The organism is Tamlana sp. I1 (assembly GCF_015355625.1).
In the GTDB taxonomy this organism is placed as follows: domain Bacteria; phylum Bacteroidota; class Bacteroidia; order Flavobacteriales; family Flavobacteriaceae; genus Pseudotamlana.
Map to the genome: position 1 here is coordinate 63,144 of NZ_JACLAF010000012.1, position 19,348 is coordinate 82,491.

Below are 19,348 nucleotides of genomic sequence, written 5' to 3' on the forward strand. Positions count from 1 at the left end.
TATCAATTATACCTTATATTTGCGGTCTATCTCGAGATTTAAATGAAAGAATTACAGCACCTCAATAAATACTTTTTTAAATACAAAACACATTTACTACTAGGTACATTAATAACTATTGCTGCTCGAATTTTTATACTATTCACGCCGCGATATGTTAAAGAAATATTTGTAATTATTGAAAAATATTTAAAAGGAGGCGTTACCGAAAGCACTATAAAAGCCGAACTTACCGAAGCCATTTTATACATTATTGGCGCTGCAATAGTGGGTGGTATTCTTACTTTTTTTATGAGACAGGCCATTATAAACGTCTCACGTTATATTGAATACGATTTAAAAAATGAAATTTACGAGCAGTACCAAAAACTCTCTTTAAATTTTTATAAGAAAAATAGAACGGGCGATTTAATGAATCGTATTACGGAAGATGTTGGTCGTGTACGCATGTATGCCGGGCCTGCTATTATGTATAGTATAAATACCATAGCGCTTTTTGTAATAGTCATTATTTATATGATAAATGCATCGCCAAAATTAACGCTTTATACCATTTTGCCGTTACCTATTTTATCGGTTATAATCTATAAACTAAGTAAAGAAATACATAAACGCAGTACGATTGTACAGGAATACCTATCGAAATTATCCACTTTTACTCAAGAGTCTTTTAGTGGTATTTCGGTTATTAAGGCCTACGGTATTGAACCCCAAACGGCTGTTAATTTTAACACACTTGCTACCGAAAGTAAAGACAAACAAATTGATTTAACAAAGGTTCAGGCTTGGTTTTTTCCTATAATGATTTTACTTATTGGCACGAGTAACCTGCTGGTTATTTACGTGGGAGGCATGCAATACATAAAAGGAGAAATTACCAGTATTGGCACCATTGCCGAATTTATTATTTACGTAAATATGCTTACATGGCCAGTGGCCACCGTGGGTTGGGTAACTTCTATAGTGCAGCAAGCAGAAGCGTCTCAAAAACGTATTAATGAATTTTTAAAACTTGAACCCGAAATAAAGAATAATACCAAGGAACATACCGAAATAACGGGCGATATCAGCTTTCAAAATGTTTATTTCACTTATGATGATACCAATATTGAAGCCTTAAAAGGGATTAGTTTTGATATAAAATCAGGCGAAACTTTAGCGGTGCTAGGAAAAACAGGTTCAGGAAAATCGACTATTTTAGATTTAATTGGGCGTTTATATGATATTGATAAAGGCAGTATTTTAATTAATAACACTGAAATTTCTCAGCTTAATTTAACCGATTTAAGAAACAGTATTGGCTATGTGCCACAAGATGCTTTTTTGTTTTCTGATACGATAAAAACGAACATCAAATTTGGTGATCAGGATGCCACTGATGACGATGTTATTGAAGCAGCTAAAAATGCACATGTGCATAAAAATATCATCAAATTCAATAAAGGTTACGATACCGTTTTGGGCGAACGAGGCATTACGCTTTCTGGCGGACAAAAGCAACGTGTATCTATTGCGAGAGCCATTTTAAAATCGCCTAAAATTTTATTATTTGACGATTGTTTATCGGCTGTAGACACCGAAACAGAAGAGAAAATACTAAAAAACATCAATAAAATATCTAAAGGAAGAACTAGTATTATTGTGAGTCACAGGGTATCTTCAGCAAAAAATGCCGATAAAATCATTGTTTTAGACGACGGTCAAATTGTACAACAAGGCACTCATGAAAGTTTGATAAATATCGAAGGCTATTACAAACACCTTTACTTAAAGCAACTTAGCGAAACCGCATCTAACAGTCTGTAAATCTTTAAAATAAAAAAAGACCTTCAATCATACTTTTAAATTAAATGCAATCCTTTGCAATATTTTAAAAAGAAACATGAAAAATTGTTGGTTAGTAACGCTTTTTTTTAGATTTTTGATACAATTATGATAATGACATAAATTTAAATTCAACTATGAACAATAACGGTATGATGGAGAAAGAGGAAATTTTTTCAAAGGTTTTAAGAGCAGGAAGACGCACCTATTTTTTTGATGTTAGAGCGACTAAAGCAGATGATTATTACTTAACGATTACAGAGAGTAAAAAATTTACAAATGACGATGGTTCATTTCATTATAAAAAACATAAAATTTACATTTACAAAGAGGATTTTTCAGAATTTAAGACCATCTTAACTGAAATGACCGATTACATCATTAACGAAAAAGGTGATGAAGTTATTAGCGAACGTCATCAAAAAGACTTTAAAAAAGAATATGAAAATGAAAGTCTAGATCGCGTTACAGAAGATGAATTAAAATCTCCTAAAACCTTTACAGATATTGATTTTGACGATATTTAATTAAGGAAATCATCATATATAAAAAAACCGTTATGCTTTGCTATAACGGTTTTTTTATGTCCTAAATGCAACTCAATCGCTCTATAATTTTATAGCTAATAGCGCAATTATCAAACTCGTTACCACATAGATCAAAGCTACCCAAACTCCGAAAAAAGCAAACAAAATTAAACTTATAAGTAGCAACCAAAATGGCCCCAGAACAATCGTTAAAGCAAAGCGAAAGGTTGCTAAAAACTCTAGCTCTGTAATTTTAGGTCGTGCATAAAATTTCCAAACCACATAAGGCATGATAAAGCTACAGATTAGTAAAAACCGAAACACCTTTTTTATGAATAAAAAATGTTCCTTAGGCTTTTCCGGACAGTCCTTTAAATTGTTTTTTATACTGTAATTAACCGCCATCGGATTTAAAAAATCGGCATTTAAAGCTACTAGTTTATCTAGCGTTTCATCATAATGCTCCGCAGGAATATGTGTGGTTAATTCGGAGATTTCCGATTGTATTTTCAGCTTCAGCGGAACAACATCTTGCTTTTTTTCTCCCGAATAATAATTCTGTGCCGCTATTGGCTCCCCATAGTAAATTGAAACACTATCTGGGAATTTTAGAGCATCCTGGTAATTTACACCTACGGGAACTAACTGTAAATCTGTAGCAGGATATTTTTCTAAAGTATCTAGCACAACTCTAGTAAATCCTTTACTTAAAGGTCTTACCGCACGTTTTAAATTATGATTTCCTTCTGGAAAAATAACAATAGCGTCGTCTTCATGTAAAAGCTTTGTGCAACTTTCAAAAATAGCGTTATTGTTGGATATGCTCCCCCAGCCATCTTGCAAGCGATACACTGGAATCATTTGAAGTGCATTAAAAATTTTTGCTAGCAACGATTTTTTAAACACCTTAGCACGCGTTAAAAAATAAAAAAAGCGTCCGCATGTAATCGCGATTATAAGCGGATCGATTAATCCGTTTTGGTGATTGCTTAAAATTAAAACGGGTTGTTTTTTGGGCACCCTTTCAGCATGATAAACCGTTATTTTTTTAAAATAAAAAAACATACCTAAACTGATGTATGCCTTTACGACATGCAATAAAATAAACTTCAAATTTCTAATGTTTTACGATGTTTATGCCTTGTTAAATCACCCGAATTAACTCACGGGTGTTCCGTTTTTAACTTTATTTTCAGGGTTTAAAAGTATAACATCTTTACCATTTACAGCACCTACTATTAAACATTCGCTCATAAACTTTGCAATTTGCTTTTTTGGAAAATTAACCACAGCCACTATCTGTCTGTTTATCAAATCTTTTTTATCGTAAAGTGTTGTAATTTGTGCCGATGTTTTTTTAATGCCTAAATCACCAAAATCGATATGTATTTGATAGGCTGGATTTCTAGCTTCAGGGAAATCGTGTACCTCTAAAATGGTTCCTATGCGTAAATCGACTTTCGTAAAATCTTCAAAAGTTATTGTCTCTTTCATTTTTTAAAAATACAAATTATCACGAACTTTGGGTAAACGTTTTATTATGGCTAACACCCCTTCAAATATGTTGCCTTTAGGCACAAAAGCACCCTTTTTCGAATTGCCCGACACCGTGAGTGGTCAAACTTTAAATTTGAATGATTTAAAAGGAAAAAATGGCACGGTAATCATGTTTATTTGCAACCATTGCCCCTTCGTTATTCATGTTAATACAGAAATTGTGGCTATAGCTAACGCTTACGCGGAAGAAGGCATCGGTTTTATCGCCATTTCTAGTAACGATGCTATAAATTACCCACAAGATGGCCCCGAAAAAATGAAACAGCATGCCATAAACGAAAACTACCCTTTCCCCTATTTATATGATGAGAGTCAAGCCGTAGCGAAAGCTTATGATGCTGCTTGCACCCCAGATTTTTATGTTTTTGATAAAGATTTGGAATTAAGCTATCGCGGACAACTAGATGCATCAAGACCACAAAATGGTTTGCCGCTTACAGGCAAGGATTTAAGACATGCCTTAGACTGTTTATTGGAAGGAAAAGCGAATACCGAATTACAAAAACCAAGTATTGGTTGCAATATAAAGTGGAAATCTTAATCCCATTTTAATTGCCAAATGCCCACGTGTTGCCAAGTATCAAACTTAAAACCAACTTCATTTAAGTGCGCGACTTTCTCGAATCCAAATTTTTCATGCAGCTTGATGCTTGCGTCATTAGGTATGGTAAGCACTCCTAAAACCGTATGAAATTGACGCTGTTTTAAGTCATTTAACAGCGCTGAATATAATGTGCTGCCAATTTGTTTTCCATGAGCCTCATGACTTACATAAACCGTAGATTCGACCACACGATTATAGGCAGGTTTTGGCCTGAACTGACTACCATAAGCATAACCTAAAATTTCGTTATTTTCTTCGTAAACCAGAAAGGGATATTTTTCTTGAATACTGTTTATTTTATTTTCAAAAGCCACCAAAGTTAGTGGTTCAATATCAAAAGTAACTACCGTGTTTAACACGTAGTAGTTGTAAATATTCAAAACTGCTTGAGCATCGTTTATATGTATGGGTCTAATCATTTTTAAGCCAGCCTTTTTGTTTCATAACATGTTCTATATGGGCATAATGGTGATTGCTATGCCAGGCATAATTACCAATTTGATAATTTAATTTCACCTCGCTATTTGTTTCAGGGTGAATAAAATAACGGTTTAATTCATCGTCCGACAATCTTTTTAGCAAATACACCAATTTAGCATGAATGGCTTTTATATGAAGCAGAGACATTTTAACAGGTGCCGTTTTAGAATCTATAAGATCTGCCCATCGGTCTTCAAAATAAGCTTTTATAACAGGATATTGTTCTGTTAATGCCCATTTAAATCGTGTATAACTGTGATGATGGCTATCGGAAATATGATGAATAACTTGTCTGATAGTCCAACCATCAGGACGATAAACTGTTTCCAATTGTTCCTCGCTTAAATCTTGAACCAGATTTTCTAATCGTTCAGGAAATTGTTCTAAAACAGAAATCCAATTTGTAATATCTTGTTTTGAAATATTTTCTGGACAGTCAAAATGCCCAATAGGATACCGTAACTGTTCTAATTCTTGGTTGGTCATGCTGTTAATTCTTAATTATGGAAATTAAACAATTCAGTTAATAAAGAGTAAAAAAATCCACAAAAAAAGGCTATTTAAAACAGTAGGTTTTAAACAGCCTTTTTAATTATATGATATAAATGTTTTATTTAACGTCCATTAATTCTACATCAAAAATTAAGGTAGCATCTGGTGGAATAACACCGCCTGCACCTCTACTTCCGTAACCTAAATGACTCGGGATTACAAAACGGGCTTTGTCTCCAACTTTTAATAATTGAATACCTTCATCCCAACCAGCAATAACTTGTCCCAAGCCTAATGGAAAATCGATAGGCGCATTACGTTTGTATGACGAATCGAAAACGGTTCCATCTGGTAATTGACCTTTATAATGCACAGAAACTGTTTTACCTTTTTCGGCAGTAGCTCCAGCACCATTTTGAATAATTTGGTAACGTAAACCACTATCTGTTTTATTAAATCCTGTTGCGATTTTATCTAATTCAGCTTCAGCTTGTGCTTTAGCTTCTGCTAAACGCTTTTCTCTAGAACCTTCAAAAGTTCTAAACGCCTCAACAGCATTAAAAGCTTCAGCATCTGCACCAACACGAATAATTTCTATAGAATCAATAGTATCGCCTTGAGCAACTGCATCAACAACATCTTGTCCTTCAACAACTTTACCAAAAACGGTATGTTTGTTATCTAACCATGCTGTTTCAATATGCGTGATAAAAAACTGACTTCCGTTGGTTCCTGGACCTGCATTAGCCATTGACAAAACCCCTGGTCCATCATGTTTTAAATCTGGATGAAACTCATCATCAAACTGGTAACCTGGATTTCCAGAACCAGTTCCTTGAGGACAACCGCCTTGAATCATAAAATCTGGAATAACCCTATGGAATTTTAATCCGTTATAATATGGCGTTCCTTGAGGTTTAGCTGAATTTTCTAAATTCCCTTCTGCCAAAGCAACAAAGTTACCTACGGTTCCTGGTGTTTTTTTGTATTCTAATGCTACAAGAATTTCTCCTTTTGTTGTATTAAATTTTGCGTATAATCCGTCTTGCATAATTCTATTTTTTAAGAAAGTGCAAAGATAGCGAATGAATTCAGATTAACAGAATTACCATCTGTGTTTTTTAACATATACAAAACATGAAGCCTTGACTCTTCGAATGATTCCGATATTTCTCGGAATAATATCGAGAAGTTTTTCTTTAAGATAGCAGTACTTGATTTGATATTTATTACAGTATTTAATATCAATCACTAAAAACACCCCTATAATCCCCTCTAGGGGATATTTCTAACTAAGAAACTTTAGAATTATCACTTTATTTTATATTACTAATCTAACTAGCACATACATTGTACTAAAAATAGCCAACTCATACAGTTAACTGTTAACTGAAAATTGTCAATTGTCAATTGTTAGCTGTTAATTGATTAATTAGCAACCTCACTAATAAACTTAATACGGTATAAACGAAGTTCTTCATCATCATAATCGCCATCAAATTCATCAATAGCGGCACTTATATTATCAGATTCCGATTCCATGAAATACTCATGAATTTCTTCTTGTTGGTCTTCATCTAATATGTCATGAATCCAATAATCAATATTCAATTTGGTACCAGAATATACAATGGCTTCCATTTCTTTAATGAACTCCTCCATCGATAAGCCTTTTGAAGCGGCAATATCATCTAGCGGTAATTTTCTATCGATATTTTGTATGATGTATAACTTGTTTGCCGAATTGGTTCCTGTAGATTTTACAACCAAATCGTCTGGACGCACAATGTCGTTTTCTTCAACGTATTTTGCGATAAGTTCAACAAAACTTTTTCCGTATTTCTTAGCCTTACCATCACCTACACCGTGCACATTGGCGAGCTCGGATAAATTTATAGGGTATTTTAAAGCCATATCTTCAAGAGAAGGGTCTTGGAAAATAACAAACGGAGGAACCCCTAATTTCTTAGCATTCTTTTTACGGAGGTCCTTCAACATGCCCATTAAAACAGGATCAGAAACAGCACTACTGCTTTTTTCGGCAGTAATAATACTACCATCCTCTTGCTCGCCTTCAAAAATATGATCTTCGGTCATTATAAATGAAAGCGGCTTTTTAATAAAAGATTTACCTGCCGCTGTTAATTTAATAACGCCATAAGTTTCAATGTCTTTTTTAAGGTAACCAGCCACTAAAACCTGTCTTAAAAGCGCCATCCAATATTTCTTATCGTGGTTTTTCCCTTTACCAAAAAAGGGTTGCTCGTTGGTTTTATGCGAATTAATCAAGGCGTTTTCATGCCCGATTATAACATTTACTAAATCTTTGGATTTGTATTTTTCATTAGTATCGCGAATGACCTCTAATAATAATTTCGCTTCATTTTGAGCCTCGGTTTTCTTTTTAGGATGTCTTACATTATCATCCATATCACCACCTTCACCCGTTTCATTATCAAATTCTTCTCCAAAATAATGAAGAATAAATTTTCGTCTGGAAATGGATGTTTCCGCGAAAGCGACTACCTCTTGCAACAAAGCTTGTCCGATTTCCTGCTCGGCAACAGGTTTGCCAGACATGAATTTTTCTAATTTTTCAATGTCCTTATAGGTATAATAGGCTAAACAGTGCCCTTCACCCCCATCACGACCAGCACGACCAGTTTCCTGGTAATAACTCTCTATACTTTTTGGAATATCATGATGAATTACAAAACGCACATCGGGCTTATCGATTCCCATACCAAAGGCTATGGTTGCCACCACCACATCGACATCTTCCATAAGGAATTTATCTTGATGGCTAGATCGTGTTTTAGCATCTAATCCGGCATGATAAGGCACCGCATTAATACCGTTTACTTGCAGTACTTGTGCTAATTCTTCAACACGTTTTCTACTTAAACAATATACAATTCCCGATTTCCCTTCGTTCTGTTTTATGAACCGAATAATATCAGCATCTACATTTTTAGTTTTGGGTCTAACTTCATAATATAAGTTAGGCCTATTAAACGAGGCTTTAAATGTTTTAGCATTATGAATGCCTAAGTTTTTAATAATATCCTCTTGTACTTTTGGCGTGGCCGTAGCCGTTAATCCAATAATAGGAATGTTATCGCCAATACGTTTTATAATATGGCGTAAATTTCGGTATTCTGGCCTAAAATCGTGTCCCCACTCACTAATACAATGGGCTTCATCAATGGCTAGAAAAGAAATTTTAACCGATCTTAAAAAATCAACATTTTCCTCCTTTGTTAAAGATTCGGGAGCTACATACAACAATTTGGTAATTCCATTTGTTATATCCTCCTTAACCTGTTTAACTTCTGTTTTATTTAATGAGGAATTTAACACGTGCGCGATGCCGTGTTCTTTAGATACACCACGAATGGCGTCTACCTGATTTTTCATTAAGGCAATAAGTGGAGAGACTACAATGGCTGTGCCTTCTTGCATTAATGCAGGCAGTTGGTAACATAACGATTTACCACCCCCAGTGGGCATGATAACAAAGGTATGATTCCCAGATAAGATACTTTCAACAACACCTTCCTGAAGTCCTTTGAATTTATTAAATCCAAAATACTTCTTCAGCGCTGCATGTAAGTCGTTTTTTGCTATTAACATCAATTTAAAATAATTAATTTACATACTCTTCTTCTACAACACTCAAAATTGAAACTGTAATTTATTAATGCAATTAAAGAACCCTCATTCTTTTTTTCGTTAGTTTTGTAACGAAAATTCAAATCACATAATATTCAATTTTGATTATAACTTAAAGATACTAAAATCTTTAAAAATCAACTCAAAAATAAGAATTTTGAAAGACAAAAAGGCTATTATTAACATTGCAAAGCAAACTATCGAGATGCAAAGCAAGGCAATTTTCAATTTATCAAGCTTAGTAACCGATGAATTTGCCGATGCAGTAAACCTCATTTATAACTCCAAAGGGCGCGTAATCATTACAGGTATAGGAAAAAGTGCTATTATAGGAAACAAGATTGTGGCCACTTTAAACTCTACAGGAACACCTGCTGTTTTTATGCACGCTGCCGATGCTATTCATGGTGATTTAGGACTCATTCTTGAAGATGATGTAGTAATTTGCTTATCTAAAAGTGGGAATACTCCTGAGATAAAAGTCCTAGTACCGCTAATAAAGCGGGTGAAAAACAAACTTATTGCGATAACCGGTAATAATGTCTCTTTTTTAGGACAACATTCCGATTATATTTTAAATGCTTTTGTTGAAAAGGAAGCTTGCCCAAATAATTTGGCGCCAACTACAAGCACCACAGCTCAATTAGTTATTGGTGATGCTCTGGCTATCTGCTTATTAGAACTGCGTGGCTTTACAAGTAACGACTTTGCAAAATACCATCCTGGAGGTGCTCTAGGGAAAAAGCTTTACTTAACGGTTAATGATATTTCTTCGGTAAACCAGAAGCCAAAAGTAGCGCCATCTACAAGCATTAAAGATGTTATTATTGAAATTACCGAAAAAATGCTAGGGGTTACCGCTGTGGTTGAAAACAATAAAATTATAGGGATTATTACCGATGGTGATTTACGTAGAATGCTTACCAAAGTAGACGATTTTTCAAAACTAACAGCTAAAGACATTATGGGAGCTAACCCCAAACGTATTGAAGCCAAAGCCATGGCTATTGATGCTTTAGAAGTGATGGAAAGTAATGAGATTTCACAATTATTAGTTGAAGACAACGGCCAGTATGCAGGCGTTGTACATTTACATGATTTAATAAAAGAAGGCATTATATAATGGCTAAAAAAAATATAAACGAGATGTCTTTTCTAGACCATCTTGAAGATTTACGATGGCATTTAATTAGAATTTGTGGCGCAGTTATTTTAGTTGGAACTTTGGCTTTTATTTTTAGTCGTTTCATCTTTAATTCCATCATATTTGCACCTTTACACATGTGTTTTCCAACTTATGATTTTTTATGTAAAATGGCTACGTTCATGAGTTTGGACACCTCGTTTTGTAACGATAAAATTCCTTTAATCCTCCAAAATAGAACCATGGCTGGACAATTTTCAGCAGATATCTGGACGGCTATTTTAGGAGGTTTCATCATTTCATTTCCTTATATTATTTATCAATTATGGAAATTTGTAAGCCCAGGATTACATAGTGATGAGCGCAGACACTCACGAGGATTCATCATTATTTCTTCGGTTTTATTCTTTATTGGCGTCCTGTTTGGTTATTACATTGTAACGCCATTATCCATTAACTTTTTAGCCAATTACAGCATATCCGATATGGTAGATAACCAAATCGATATTAGCTCTTATATTGCCTTGGTACGATCTTCAGCATTAGCATCTGGACTTATTTTTGAGTTGCCCATTATCATCTATTTCTTTACTAAAATAGGTTTGGTAACACCTGAAATTTTAAGAAAATACCGAAAATATGCGCTAGTCATTGTATTGGTGCTTTCAGCAATTATTACTCCGCCAGATATTGCCAGTCAGGTTATTGTGGCTATTCCTATCTTAATTTTATACCAAGTGAGTATTTTTATCTCTAAAATTGTGGTTAGAAATCAAAAACGAAAAGAGAAACAACATGTCAAATAGCGTTCAAGAATTCAACGATTACCGTGCTAAAATGAACGATAAAATTTTAGCCGATAACAATAAAGTGATTAAACGTATTTTCAATTTAGATACTAACGCTTACGCGGAAGGCGCTCTAGATGTTAAAACAAAAGAACTACTCGGTTTGGTAGCTTCGGCTGTTTTACGATGCGATGATTGTGTAAAATACCACTTAGAAACCAGCTATAATTTAGGTTTAAAAAAAGACGAAGTTGTTGAAGCTTTAAGCATCGCGACTTTAGTTGGTGGCACTATTGTTATTCCGCATCTACGTCGTGCATACGAGTTTTGGGACGACCTAGAATCTCAGAGTTAAAGAAAATATAAATTCAACATTTGCTAATCTAGTCGGTATCATTTTACTATTTTTAGCGCTCAGTTTAAAAAGATATGATTTTAAAAGCCCAAAATTTAATGAAGTCCTATAACGGACGAAAAGTGGTTAAAGACGTTTCTCTTGAAGTTAGACAAGGTGAAATTGTTGGTCTTTTAGGCCCTAATGGTGCAGGAAAAACAACATCGTTTTACATGATTGTTGGATTGATTAAGCCAAATGGTGGTCATATATTTTTAGAAAATACTGAAATCACCAAATTCCCTATGTACAAACGTGCCCAAAACGGTATTGGTTATTTGGCACAGGAAGCTTCGGTTTTCAGAAAATTAAGTATTGAAGATAACATTTTAAGCGTACTACAACTTACTAAACTGAGCAAAAAAGAGCAGCTTTATAAAATGGAATCTTTAATTGAAGAATTCGGTTTAGAGCACATTAGAAAAAGTCGTGGCGATTTATTGTCTGGTGGTGAACGTAGACGTACCGAAATTGCCCGTGCTTTGGCAACCGATCCGAACTTTATTTTATTAGACGAACCTTTTGCGGGCGTAGATCCTGTAGCAGTTGAAGATATTCAACGTATTGTAGCTCAGCTCACTAAAAAAAATATTGGTATTCTTATTACCGACCACAACGTACAAGAAACGCTTGCCATTACCGACAGAACTTATTTAATGTTTGAAGGTAGCATCCTTAAAGCTGGTGAACCCGAAGAATTGGCAAACGACGAGATGGTACGTAAGGTGTATTTAGGTCAGAATTTCGAATTGCGTAAGAAGAAGATTAGGGAGTAGTTGGTTGATGGTTGAAGGTTGAAGGTTGAAGGAAAATAAAAATTTCGTTTTAGAAGCAACACTAAAAGCACATATTTAACTTTCATTTTTTAGGTCTAACTACAAAAACATCCCATTTTACATCTAAATTTTTACTTTGTAGTACATGTCAGTTCGAGTGATGCGACCTAAGAAGCATCGTATCGAGAACCGTTTTGAAATATACCCTAGAGGGAATTACAGAGGTGTTTTTCAAATATCGCGCTAAAACTTCTCGATACAATTCCGCTTTAAACTTAGTGGTTATAGCGCCTATTTAACTTTCATTTTTTAGGCCAACTACAAAATATCTCATTTTACACCTAAATTTATACAACGTAGTGCGTATCAGTTCGAGTGATGCGACCTGAGAAGCATCGTATCGAGAACCGCTTTGAAATATCCTCAAGAGGGGATTACAGGGGTGTTATTCAAATATCGCGCTAGAACTTCTCGATATAATTCCGTTTTAGACTTAGTATTATAGCTCCAATTTAACCTTCATTTTTTAGGTCTAACTACAAAAACATCCCTTTTCACATCCAAATATATACTTTGTAGTGCATGTCAGTTCGAGTGATGCGACCTTAGGAGCATCGTATCGAGAACCGCTTTGAAATATCTCCTAGAGGCGATTACATGGGTGTTTTTCAAATATCGCGCTAAACCTTCTCGATACAATTTCGTTTTAGACTTAGTATTATAGCGCCCATTTAACTTTTATTATACTAAGTTACCTGCAAAACACCCCATTTTACATCTAAATTTATACTGCGTAGTGCATGTCAGTTCGAGTGATGCGACCTAAGAAGCATCGTATCGAGAACCGCTTTGAAATATCCCCAAGAGGGAATTACAGAGGTGTTTTTAAAATATCGTGCTAAAACTTCTCGATACAATTCCGTTTTTAGATTTAGTAGATAAAGAACTTATTTAACCTTCATTTTTTAGGTCAAACTACAAAAATATCCCTTTTTACATCTAATTTTTTACTTTGTAGTGCATGTCAGTTCGAGTGATGCGACCTTAGGAGCATCGTATCGAGAACCGCTTTGAAATATCCACTAGAGGGGATTACGGGGTGTTTTAAAATATCACGCTAAAACTTCTCGATACAATTACGTTTTAGATTTAGTATTATAGCGCCAATTTAACCTTCATTTTTTAGGTCTAACTACAAAATATCTCATTTTATACTGCGTAGTGCATGTCAGTTCGAGTGATGCGACCTCAGGAGCATCGTATCGAGAACCGCTTTGAAATAGCCCCTAGAGGGGATTACGGGGTGTTTTAAAATATCGCGCTAAAACTTCTCGATACAATTACGTTTTTAGATTTAGTAGATAAAGAACTTATTTAACCTTCATTTTTTAGGTCTAACTACAAAATATCTCATTTTATACTGCGTAGTACATGTCAGTTCGAGTGATGCGACCTCAGGAGCATCGTATCGAGAAACGCTTTGAAATATCTCTAGAGGGGATTACATGGGTGTTTTTAAAATATCGCGCTAAATCTTCTCGATATAATTCCAAAGAAAAATCGGAATCACACGAAGATACACAGGACATTATGCATCAATGATGCGAACCTAAAACTGCTTCTTAATAAATTTAAACAGTTGCACAACAACAAAGGCAGCAAACCCAATTAACAGTCCTAAAACAAGCTCTCTAACAAAACTTGGCAGACTTTCTAAAAAGTGATGAAAGAAATCGATATTATGCGCAAAAATACCACCTGCAACAAGCAATAAGGCCACCGTGCCTATAACCGATAAACTTTTTATTACCCAAGGCAAAGTGCGAATAAGCAAACTCCCCGTAACATGTGAAATACTTTTTTTGTTCGGGTTTAATTTGATTAATTTTAATCCGAAATCGTCCATTCTAACAATAAGCGCAACAATACCATAAACACCAATTGTAGCCACTATAGCGACTATTGAAACAACCACAATTTGAGTTAAAATAGGCTGCCCCACAACCGTACCAAGCGCGATGATAACAATTTCAACAGATAAAATAAAATCGGTTAAAATAGCTGCTTTTATCTTCGATTTTTCAGCGGTGATTTGATCGGCTTCAGAAAGCTTAACTTTTACAGTTTCATGAGTTTCAACTTCATGTTTATGAGGAAAAAACACATGAAACACTTTTTCAAACCCTTCAAAAGACAAATAAACGCCACCTAAAATTAAAGCGAGCGTTACGCCCCATGGCGCAAAAGCACTTAATAAAAAAGCAATGGGTAAAATTATTAACTTATTTAATGCCGAACCTTTTGTGATTGCCCATAAAACTGGCAGCTCCCTAGAAGCCATAAAACCTGTGGCTTTTTCAGCATTTACTGCTAAATCATCTCCTAAAATCCCTGCAGTTTTTTTAGCAGAAATTTTACTCATAACCACCACATCGTCCATTAAACTAGCGATATCATCTAACAAAGCAAAAAATCCTGAAGCCATCTCTAATTATTTTGAAGTTATATTGTTTAATACAGACATAAGAATGTACATTAAAATAATTACGGGCAAAGCAATGTATTTTAAAACCACGATTAAAACAATGCTTAAAATCAGGAAGGTATAACGTATGGCATTGTCTTTAAAACCAAAATTTTTAAATTTTAAAGCAAACAATTTAGTATTCGCATTTAAAATGTAACAACTTAAAATGGTAAGTCCAATTAAAAACCATTTATTAAGAATTAAGGCATTAACAACATCACTATTTTGAAGTTCTAAAATTAGTGGTAAACCCAAAATAAGCATGGCATTTGCAGGTGTTGGTAAGCCTTTAAAAAATTCCTGTTGTTCTTCGTCTATATTAAATTTTGCCAATCGGTATGCCGATGCTAAAGTGATTAAAAGCCCAATATATGGTAAAAATAAAAAGCCATCACTTGCATCAGAATCGCCATAAAAACTCTCGTAAGGACTGGTTAATTCTAACAATTTAAACATAACAATTCCAGGCACCAAACCACTGGTTACCATATCTGCTAAAGAATCTAACTGCAAGCCCAATGCACTAGAAACATTAAGTTTTCTTGCCGCAAAGCCATCAAAAAAATCGAAAAATATGCCTAGAAACACAAAAAAAGCAGCCAAAACAAAATTGCTATTTACAGCTAAAATCACGGCTATGCTTCCGCTTAATAAGTTTAAAAGCGTCAATGCATTTGGAATATGTTTCTTCATCTTTTAGTTTAAAATTTTAGTAAAAATAACAAACAATTTCAGTCTAAAACAACTATTAAACAATATCTATATCAAATTGCAGTTTATAGGTTTATAAATTATGTGCATCTTTGTAAAAAAATCGCGATTGAGAGCCTACATTACCACATTGTTTTGTGTTTTATCGTTTTCCCTATTCAGTCAAACCGTTAGAAAATATTCTAATGAGTTTATGAATATTGGCGTTGATGCTGCGGCATTGGGGATGAGCAACGCCGTTACAGCACAAACTGCCGATGTAAATTCGGGCTATTGGAATCCAGCTGGACTTACAAATTTAGATGACAATCAAATGTCGCTTATGCACTCTAGTTACTTTGCGAACATTGCAAATTACGATTATGCGGCTTTCGCCATGCCTATTGATGAAAGATCTGCTATGGGTTTTTCGCTCATACGTTTTGCTGTTGATGACATTTTAAACACCACTCAACTTATTGATGCACAAGGCAATATTAACTACGATAGAATTAGTTTATTTTCTACAGCCGATTATGGTTTAACCTTTTCATACGCTAGAAAACTCCCAGTTCAAGGGCTTATTTATGGTGTTAATGCCAAAGTGATTCGACGTATTATAGGTGATTTTGCAACCTCTTGGGGCTTCGGACTCGATTTTGGTGTTCAATTTCAAAATGAAAAACATTGGAAATTTGGTATTATGGCCAGGGATATAACCACCACTTTTAATGCTTGGGCCATTGATGAAGAACAATTCCAAACCATTAAAGATGCCATTCCTGGAGAAAACCAAGAATTGCCAGAAACCACCGAAATCACCATTCCGAAACTACAAATAGGGGTTTCTAAATTGATTAATTTTCATTACGATTACACCTTACTAACAGCAGTAAATTTAAATGTTCGCTTTGAAGAAAACAACGATATAATCTCAACCTCGTTTGCTAGTATCAACCCAGCATTAGGCTTAGAGTTTGGTTACATCGATATGGTGTACTTACGTGCGGGAATGGGGAATTTTCAAAATGAATTACAAATTGATTATTCGCAAGATTTAACCTTTCAACCTACTTTTGGTGTTGGTTTTAAATACCATGGCATTCAGGTGGATTATGCTTTCACTGATATTGGCGACCAAAGTGTGGCTTTATATTCCAATGTTTTTTCTTTAAAACTCGATTTTAGTATTTTTAGATGATGAAAAAAATACACTGCTTTTTATTGCTTTTTTTAGCGTTTCATTTAACGCAAGCCCAATACCATCAACTCTCAGATAAATCTAGTATTAGCGTACTTACGGTTGGCCCAGGAAACAATTTAAACGATGCTTTCGGACACAGTGCTTTTAGAATAAAAGACCCTGTAACACGACTTGATGCCGTTTACGGCTACGGTGAATATGATTTTGAAACCCCAAATTTCTATTTGAAGTTTGCCCAAGGCAAATTGAATTATTTAATTAGTAAAACCGATTTTAACCGATTTTATCAGGTTTATAACTATTACAACCGAAGTATTAAAGAGCAAGTTTTAAACTTATCGGAAGCTGAAAAACAAAAACTCTACGATTTTTTAATAGAAAATTACAAACCTGAAAACAGAGCCTATTTATACGATTTCTTTTTTGATAATTGCGCGACCAGAATTAAAGATGTTACCAATGTTGCTGTAAATAATAGCATTGTTTTTAACCAACCTCAAGATTATAAAGACGCTACGTTTAGAACATTGATACATAATAACCTGAATAAAAATTCTTGGGGAAGTTTGGGTATTGATATTTGTTTGGGTTCGGTAATAGATAGATTGGCGACACCAGAAAACCATATGTTTTTACCCGAAAACATCTATAAATTCTTCGAAGTTGCTACCATAAACAACAACAAAACGCCTTTAGTTAAGGAAAGTCACTTGTTGTATGCAAAGAAAGAGGAACAACAACCTAATACGTTTTTTAGTAGTCCGTTGTTTATTTTAGGACTAATAGGCTGTTTCATCATTTATATCACTTTTAAGGATTATAAAAACGGTAAGCAAAGTAAATGGTTGGATGTTATTTTGTTTTCTGTTACAGGCGTGATTGGAATTTTGTTACTACTCCTCTGGTTTGCAACAAACCATAGTGGGACGCACCAAAACTATAATTTACTTTGGGCATTTGCACTTAATATTTTTGTAATCGGACAGCTATTCAGAAGAAAACCAGCGCTTTGGTTTGTTAAATACATTAAACTATTAATTATTCTTTTGTGTCTTTTAACACTACACTGGTTGATTGGTGTTCAAGTTTTTGCAATAGGCTTAATCCCTTTATTGATTGCTTTATTTATGAGATACATCTTTTTAGTAAGACATTATAACACCTTACAACAGAATAATTAATTTCATATAACTTTCTGAAGATTAAAAGACTTCTTCTTCAATATAAAAAACAAAAAGTATTTAAAATAAGTTTTTCTAAAGCCAAAATACCTTTTACTGTCCTCTAAAAAAGACCATCGTACTTAGGGTTTTAACAAGTATCATGAAATCTAAGAAGAAACCACGGTGTTTGATATAATACAAATCGTATTGCAGTTTTAGTAAATTATCATCTACCGACGACGCGTAGCGTGTTTTTACTTGAGCCCAACCTGTAAGTCCTGGTTTAATAATGTGTCTGGTTTCATAAAACGCTATTATTTCAGAGAGCTCATTTACAAAAACTGGTCGTTCTGGTCTGGGGCCAATCAAACTCATTTCACCTTTTATAATATTAAGGAATTGAGGAATTTCATCTAACCTAGAATGCCTTAAAAACTTACCAAATGGCGTGACTCTTACATCGCCTTTTTTTGCCCAAACCGCTCCAGATACCTCAGCATTAACAATCATAGTGCGGTATTTAATAATCTTAAAGATTTTACCGTTTTTACCAATGCGCTCTTGGGTGTAAAAAAGTGGCCCACGATTTCCTAAAAGGTTTCCTAATAAAATGAATGGTAAAAATAGTAGCCCTATAAAAAGCCCTAAAAAAGACAAAAGCACATCAAATAAACGACGAAAAAACAGATATAATTTATTTTGATTGTTTCGGCTAAAGGGAAAATATTTATAAAAATCTTTACCCACAAATTGCACGGGAACACGTTGAGTCATTTCTTCATAAACCTGTGTGTATTCATAAATAGGGAATCCCGATTCTAAGAGTTTTATAAGGGTTAAATAGATATCTGAAGTGATTGTTTCCGATTTATAACTCGCCACAACAATTTCAGAAACACCCTTCAATTTAATAATTTCTTCAATCTGATCTGGACGATATTCTGTAATACTATCGGACTTTACAGCGACACGATTATTGATATCACAATTAACAAAACCTACAATTTTATAATTGGGATCTATCCCTTTAAACGCTTCGTTTATAATATCAATATTTGTTGTTTCACCAACAATTAAAACCCGTTTGTAAAATCGTGGTGAAGCCACAAATAGAATATAAGCCAACCGCCATAGCAATAGCGCGATTAAAATCGCAAAATAGAAGTATGCAATTTGCAATCTATTTGAAGGTAAAACGGGGGTGAAAAAAGGCGTTAACAAATAAAATAACACCGTAATAGAAACCGTGGCAACAATACCAAATAACGTTTTTTCTATACTACTCGATTTCTGTAAATCATAAAGTTCAAAAACACTACCAAAAACAGAGATATATAAAACTAAAACGAGCACCCCTGTCCAGTTTTCTTCAGTCACTGTAAAATATTCAAAATGAAAAACATAGCCTACCAAAGGAAGCGCAAAAAATATCGAGAGCATATCAAAAATACGCAGTAATATTTTACGCTCGGAGATATTAAAATGTATTGTGTTTTTGGGCATTAA

General features: G+C 34.3%; 18 protein-coding genes. 9 read left to right on the forward strand and 9 right to left on the reverse strand.

Features of this window, described 5'->3' with window-relative positions; all coding sequences use genetic code 11:
• Positions 1-42: 42 nt before the first annotated feature.
• Positions 43-1,806 (forward strand): ABC transporter ATP-binding protein, encoded by a 1,764-nt coding sequence (locus H6X70_RS12200; RefSeq protein WP_194767973.1) that lies wholly within the window; start codon positions 43-45, stop codon positions 1,804-1,806.
• Positions 1,807-1,961: 155 nt separating this feature from the next.
• Entirely contained in the window at positions 1,962-2,351 is a 390-nt protein-coding gene (locus tag H6X70_RS12205; RefSeq protein WP_194767974.1) for a PUR family DNA/RNA-binding protein, read from the forward strand.
• A gap of 81 nt (positions 2,352-2,432) precedes the next feature.
• Here H6X70_RS12205 and H6X70_RS12210 read toward each other — a convergent pair whose 3' ends face one another.
• Both H6X70_RS12210 and H6X70_RS12215 read right to left on the reverse strand, forming a co-directional pair.
• A complete protein-coding gene (locus H6X70_RS12210) occupies positions 2,433-3,464 on the reverse strand; it encodes a lysophospholipid acyltransferase family protein (RefSeq protein ID WP_228530355.1) in 1,032 nt (343 codons plus the stop codon).
• 45 nt (positions 3,465-3,509) lie between these two features.
• A complete protein-coding gene (locus H6X70_RS12215; RefSeq protein WP_194767975.1) occupies positions 3,510-3,845 on the reverse strand; it encodes a tRNA-binding protein in 336 nt (111 codons plus the stop codon).
• Between the two features lie 46 nt (positions 3,846-3,891).
• On the opposite strand from H6X70_RS12215, the gene H6X70_RS12220 reads away from it, so the two are divergent.
• A complete protein-coding gene (locus H6X70_RS12220) occupies positions 3,892-4,449 on the forward strand; it encodes a thioredoxin family protein (RefSeq protein WP_194767976.1) in 558 nt (185 codons plus the stop codon).
• On the opposite strand, the gene H6X70_RS12225 is transcribed toward H6X70_RS12220, so the two are convergent.
• From H6X70_RS12225 to recQ, 4 genes are all read right to left on the reverse strand, one after another.
• Positions 4,446-4,931 (reverse strand): GNAT family N-acetyltransferase, encoded by a 486-nt coding sequence (locus H6X70_RS12225; protein WP_194767977.1) that lies wholly within the window; start codon positions 4,929-4,931, stop codon positions 4,446-4,448. The two genes, H6X70_RS12220 and H6X70_RS12225, sit on opposite strands and share 4 nt — an antisense overlap.
• Positions 4,924-5,478 (reverse strand): YfiT family bacillithiol transferase, encoded by a 555-nt coding sequence (locus tag H6X70_RS12230; RefSeq protein ID WP_194767978.1) that lies wholly within the window; start codon positions 5,476-5,478, stop codon positions 4,924-4,926. The genes H6X70_RS12225 and H6X70_RS12230 overlap by 8 nt, the downstream gene beginning before the upstream one ends.
• A gap of 124 nt (positions 5,479-5,602) precedes the next feature.
• On the reverse strand, positions 5,603-6,535 hold the full coding sequence (locus H6X70_RS12235) for a peptidylprolyl isomerase (protein WP_194767979.1): 933 nt from the start codon (positions 6,533-6,535) through the stop codon (positions 5,603-5,605).
• A 377-nt stretch (positions 6,536-6,912) separates the two neighbouring features.
• On the reverse strand, positions 6,913-9,117 hold the full coding sequence (gene recQ / locus H6X70_RS12240; RefSeq protein WP_194767980.1) for a DNA helicase RecQ: 2,205 nt from the start codon (positions 9,115-9,117) through the stop codon (positions 6,913-6,915).
• A gap of 244 nt (positions 9,118-9,361) precedes the next feature.
• On the opposite strand from recQ, the gene H6X70_RS12245 reads away from it, so the two are divergent.
• From H6X70_RS12245 to lptB, 4 genes are all read left to right on the forward strand, one after another.
• Positions 9,362-10,279: a KpsF/GutQ family sugar-phosphate isomerase gene (locus H6X70_RS12245; RefSeq protein WP_194768081.1), complete on the forward strand. Its 918-nt coding sequence runs from the start codon at positions 9,362-9,364 to the stop codon at positions 10,277-10,279.
• Positions 10,279-11,106, forward strand: coding sequence for a twin-arginine translocase subunit TatC (gene tatC, locus H6X70_RS12250; RefSeq protein ID WP_194767981.1), 828 nt, complete (start codon positions 10,279-10,281; stop codon positions 11,104-11,106). The genes H6X70_RS12245 and tatC overlap by 1 nt, the downstream gene beginning before the upstream one ends.
• Positions 11,096-11,443 carry a carboxymuconolactone decarboxylase family protein gene (locus H6X70_RS12255; protein WP_194767982.1) on the forward strand — a complete coding sequence of 116 codons (348 nt, stop codon included), beginning with the start codon at positions 11,096-11,098 and terminating at the stop codon, positions 11,441-11,443. Before tatC ends, H6X70_RS12255 begins: the two co-directional genes overlap by 11 nt.
• A 74-nt stretch (positions 11,444-11,517) precedes the next feature.
• Entirely contained in the window at positions 11,518-12,258 is a 741-nt protein-coding gene (gene lptB, locus H6X70_RS12260; protein ID WP_194767983.1) for an LPS export ABC transporter ATP-binding protein, read from the forward strand.
• A 1,609-nt stretch (positions 12,259-13,867) separates the two neighbouring features.
• On the opposite strand, the gene H6X70_RS12265 is transcribed toward lptB, so the two are convergent.
• The gene (locus H6X70_RS12265) at positions 13,868-14,743 is read right to left on the reverse strand and encodes a DUF808 domain-containing protein (RefSeq protein WP_194767984.1); all 876 of its coding nucleotides are present in this window, start codon (positions 14,741-14,743) and stop codon (positions 13,868-13,870) included.
• Positions 14,744-14,749: 6 nt separating this feature from the next.
• Positions 14,750-15,478, reverse strand: a complete 729-nt coding sequence (locus tag H6X70_RS12270; protein WP_194767985.1) for a CDP-alcohol phosphatidyltransferase family protein — start codon at positions 15,476-15,478, stop codon at positions 14,750-14,752.
• Between the two features lie 211 nt (positions 15,479-15,689).
• Between H6X70_RS12270 and H6X70_RS12275 the strand changes: the two genes are divergently transcribed.
• Together H6X70_RS12275 and H6X70_RS12280 are read left to right on the forward strand one after the other, a co-directional pair.
• Positions 15,690-16,676, forward strand: a complete 987-nt coding sequence (locus H6X70_RS12275; protein WP_228530361.1) for a PorV/PorQ family protein — start codon at positions 15,690-15,692, stop codon at positions 16,674-16,676.
• Positions 16,673-17,860, forward strand: a complete 1,188-nt coding sequence (locus H6X70_RS12280) for a DUF4105 domain-containing protein (RefSeq protein ID WP_228530357.1) — start codon at positions 16,673-16,675, stop codon at positions 17,858-17,860. The genes H6X70_RS12275 and H6X70_RS12280 overlap by 4 nt, the downstream gene beginning before the upstream one ends.
• 93 nt (positions 17,861-17,953) lie before the next feature.
• Here the strand turns inward: H6X70_RS12280 and H6X70_RS12285 are convergent, their stop codons facing one another.
• A complete protein-coding gene (locus H6X70_RS12285) occupies positions 17,954-19,345 on the reverse strand; it encodes an exopolysaccharide biosynthesis polyprenyl glycosylphosphotransferase (RefSeq protein WP_194767987.1) in 1,392 nt (463 codons plus the stop codon).
• Positions 19,346-19,348: the final 3 nt, after the last annotated feature.

Bases quoted from the DNA above. Each gene is read 5' to 3' on its own strand.
- H6X70_RS12215 (WP_194767975.1), bottom strand. From the start codon at position 3,845: ATGAAAGAGACAATAACTTTTGAAGATTTTACGAAAGTCGATTTACGC.
- H6X70_RS12280 (WP_228530357.1), top strand. From the start codon at position 16,673: ATGATGAAAAAAATACACTGCTTTTTATTGCTTTTTTTAGCGTTTCAT.
- H6X70_RS12225 (WP_194767977.1), bottom strand. From the start codon at position 4,931: ATGATTAGACCCATACATATAAACGATGCTCAAGCAGTTTTGAATATT.
- H6X70_RS12200 (WP_194767973.1), top strand. From the start codon at position 43: ATGAAAGAATTACAGCACCTCAATAAATACTTTTTTAAATACAAAACA.
- H6X70_RS12255 (WP_194767982.1), top strand. From the start codon at position 11,096: ATGTCAAATAGCGTTCAAGAATTCAACGATTACCGTGCTAAAATGAAC.
- H6X70_RS12220 (WP_194767976.1), top strand. From the start codon at position 3,892: ATGGCTAACACCCCTTCAAATATGTTGCCTTTAGGCACAAAAGCACCC.
- H6X70_RS12230 (WP_194767978.1), bottom strand. From the start codon at position 5,478: ATGACCAACCAAGAATTAGAACAGTTACGGTATCCTATTGGGCATTTT.
- recQ (WP_194767980.1), bottom strand. From the start codon at position 9,117: ATGTTAATAGCAAAAAACGACTTACATGCAGCGCTGAAGAAGTATTTT.
- H6X70_RS12205 (WP_194767974.1), top strand. From the start codon at position 1,962: ATGAACAATAACGGTATGATGGAGAAAGAGGAAATTTTTTCAAAGGTT.
- lptB (WP_194767983.1), top strand. From the start codon at position 11,518: ATGATTTTAAAAGCCCAAAATTTAATGAAGTCCTATAACGGACGAAAA.
- tatC (WP_194767981.1), top strand. From the start codon at position 10,279: ATGGCTAAAAAAAATATAAACGAGATGTCTTTTCTAGACCATCTTGAA.
- H6X70_RS12285 (WP_194767987.1), bottom strand. From the start codon at position 19,345: ATGCCCAAAAACACAATACATTTTAATATCTCCGAGCGTAAAATATTA.
- H6X70_RS12265 (WP_194767984.1), bottom strand. From the start codon at position 14,743: ATGGCTTCAGGATTTTTTGCTTTGTTAGATGATATCGCTAGTTTAATG.
- H6X70_RS12235 (WP_194767979.1), bottom strand. From the start codon at position 6,535: ATGCAAGACGGATTATACGCAAAATTTAATACAACAAAAGGAGAAATT.
- H6X70_RS12270 (WP_194767985.1), bottom strand. From the start codon at position 15,478: ATGAAGAAACATATTCCAAATGCATTGACGCTTTTAAACTTATTAAGC.
- H6X70_RS12245 (WP_194768081.1), top strand. From the start codon at position 9,362: ATGCAAAGCAAGGCAATTTTCAATTTATCAAGCTTAGTAACCGATGAA.
- H6X70_RS12275 (WP_228530361.1), top strand. From the start codon at position 15,690: ATGAATATTGGCGTTGATGCTGCGGCATTGGGGATGAGCAACGCCGTT.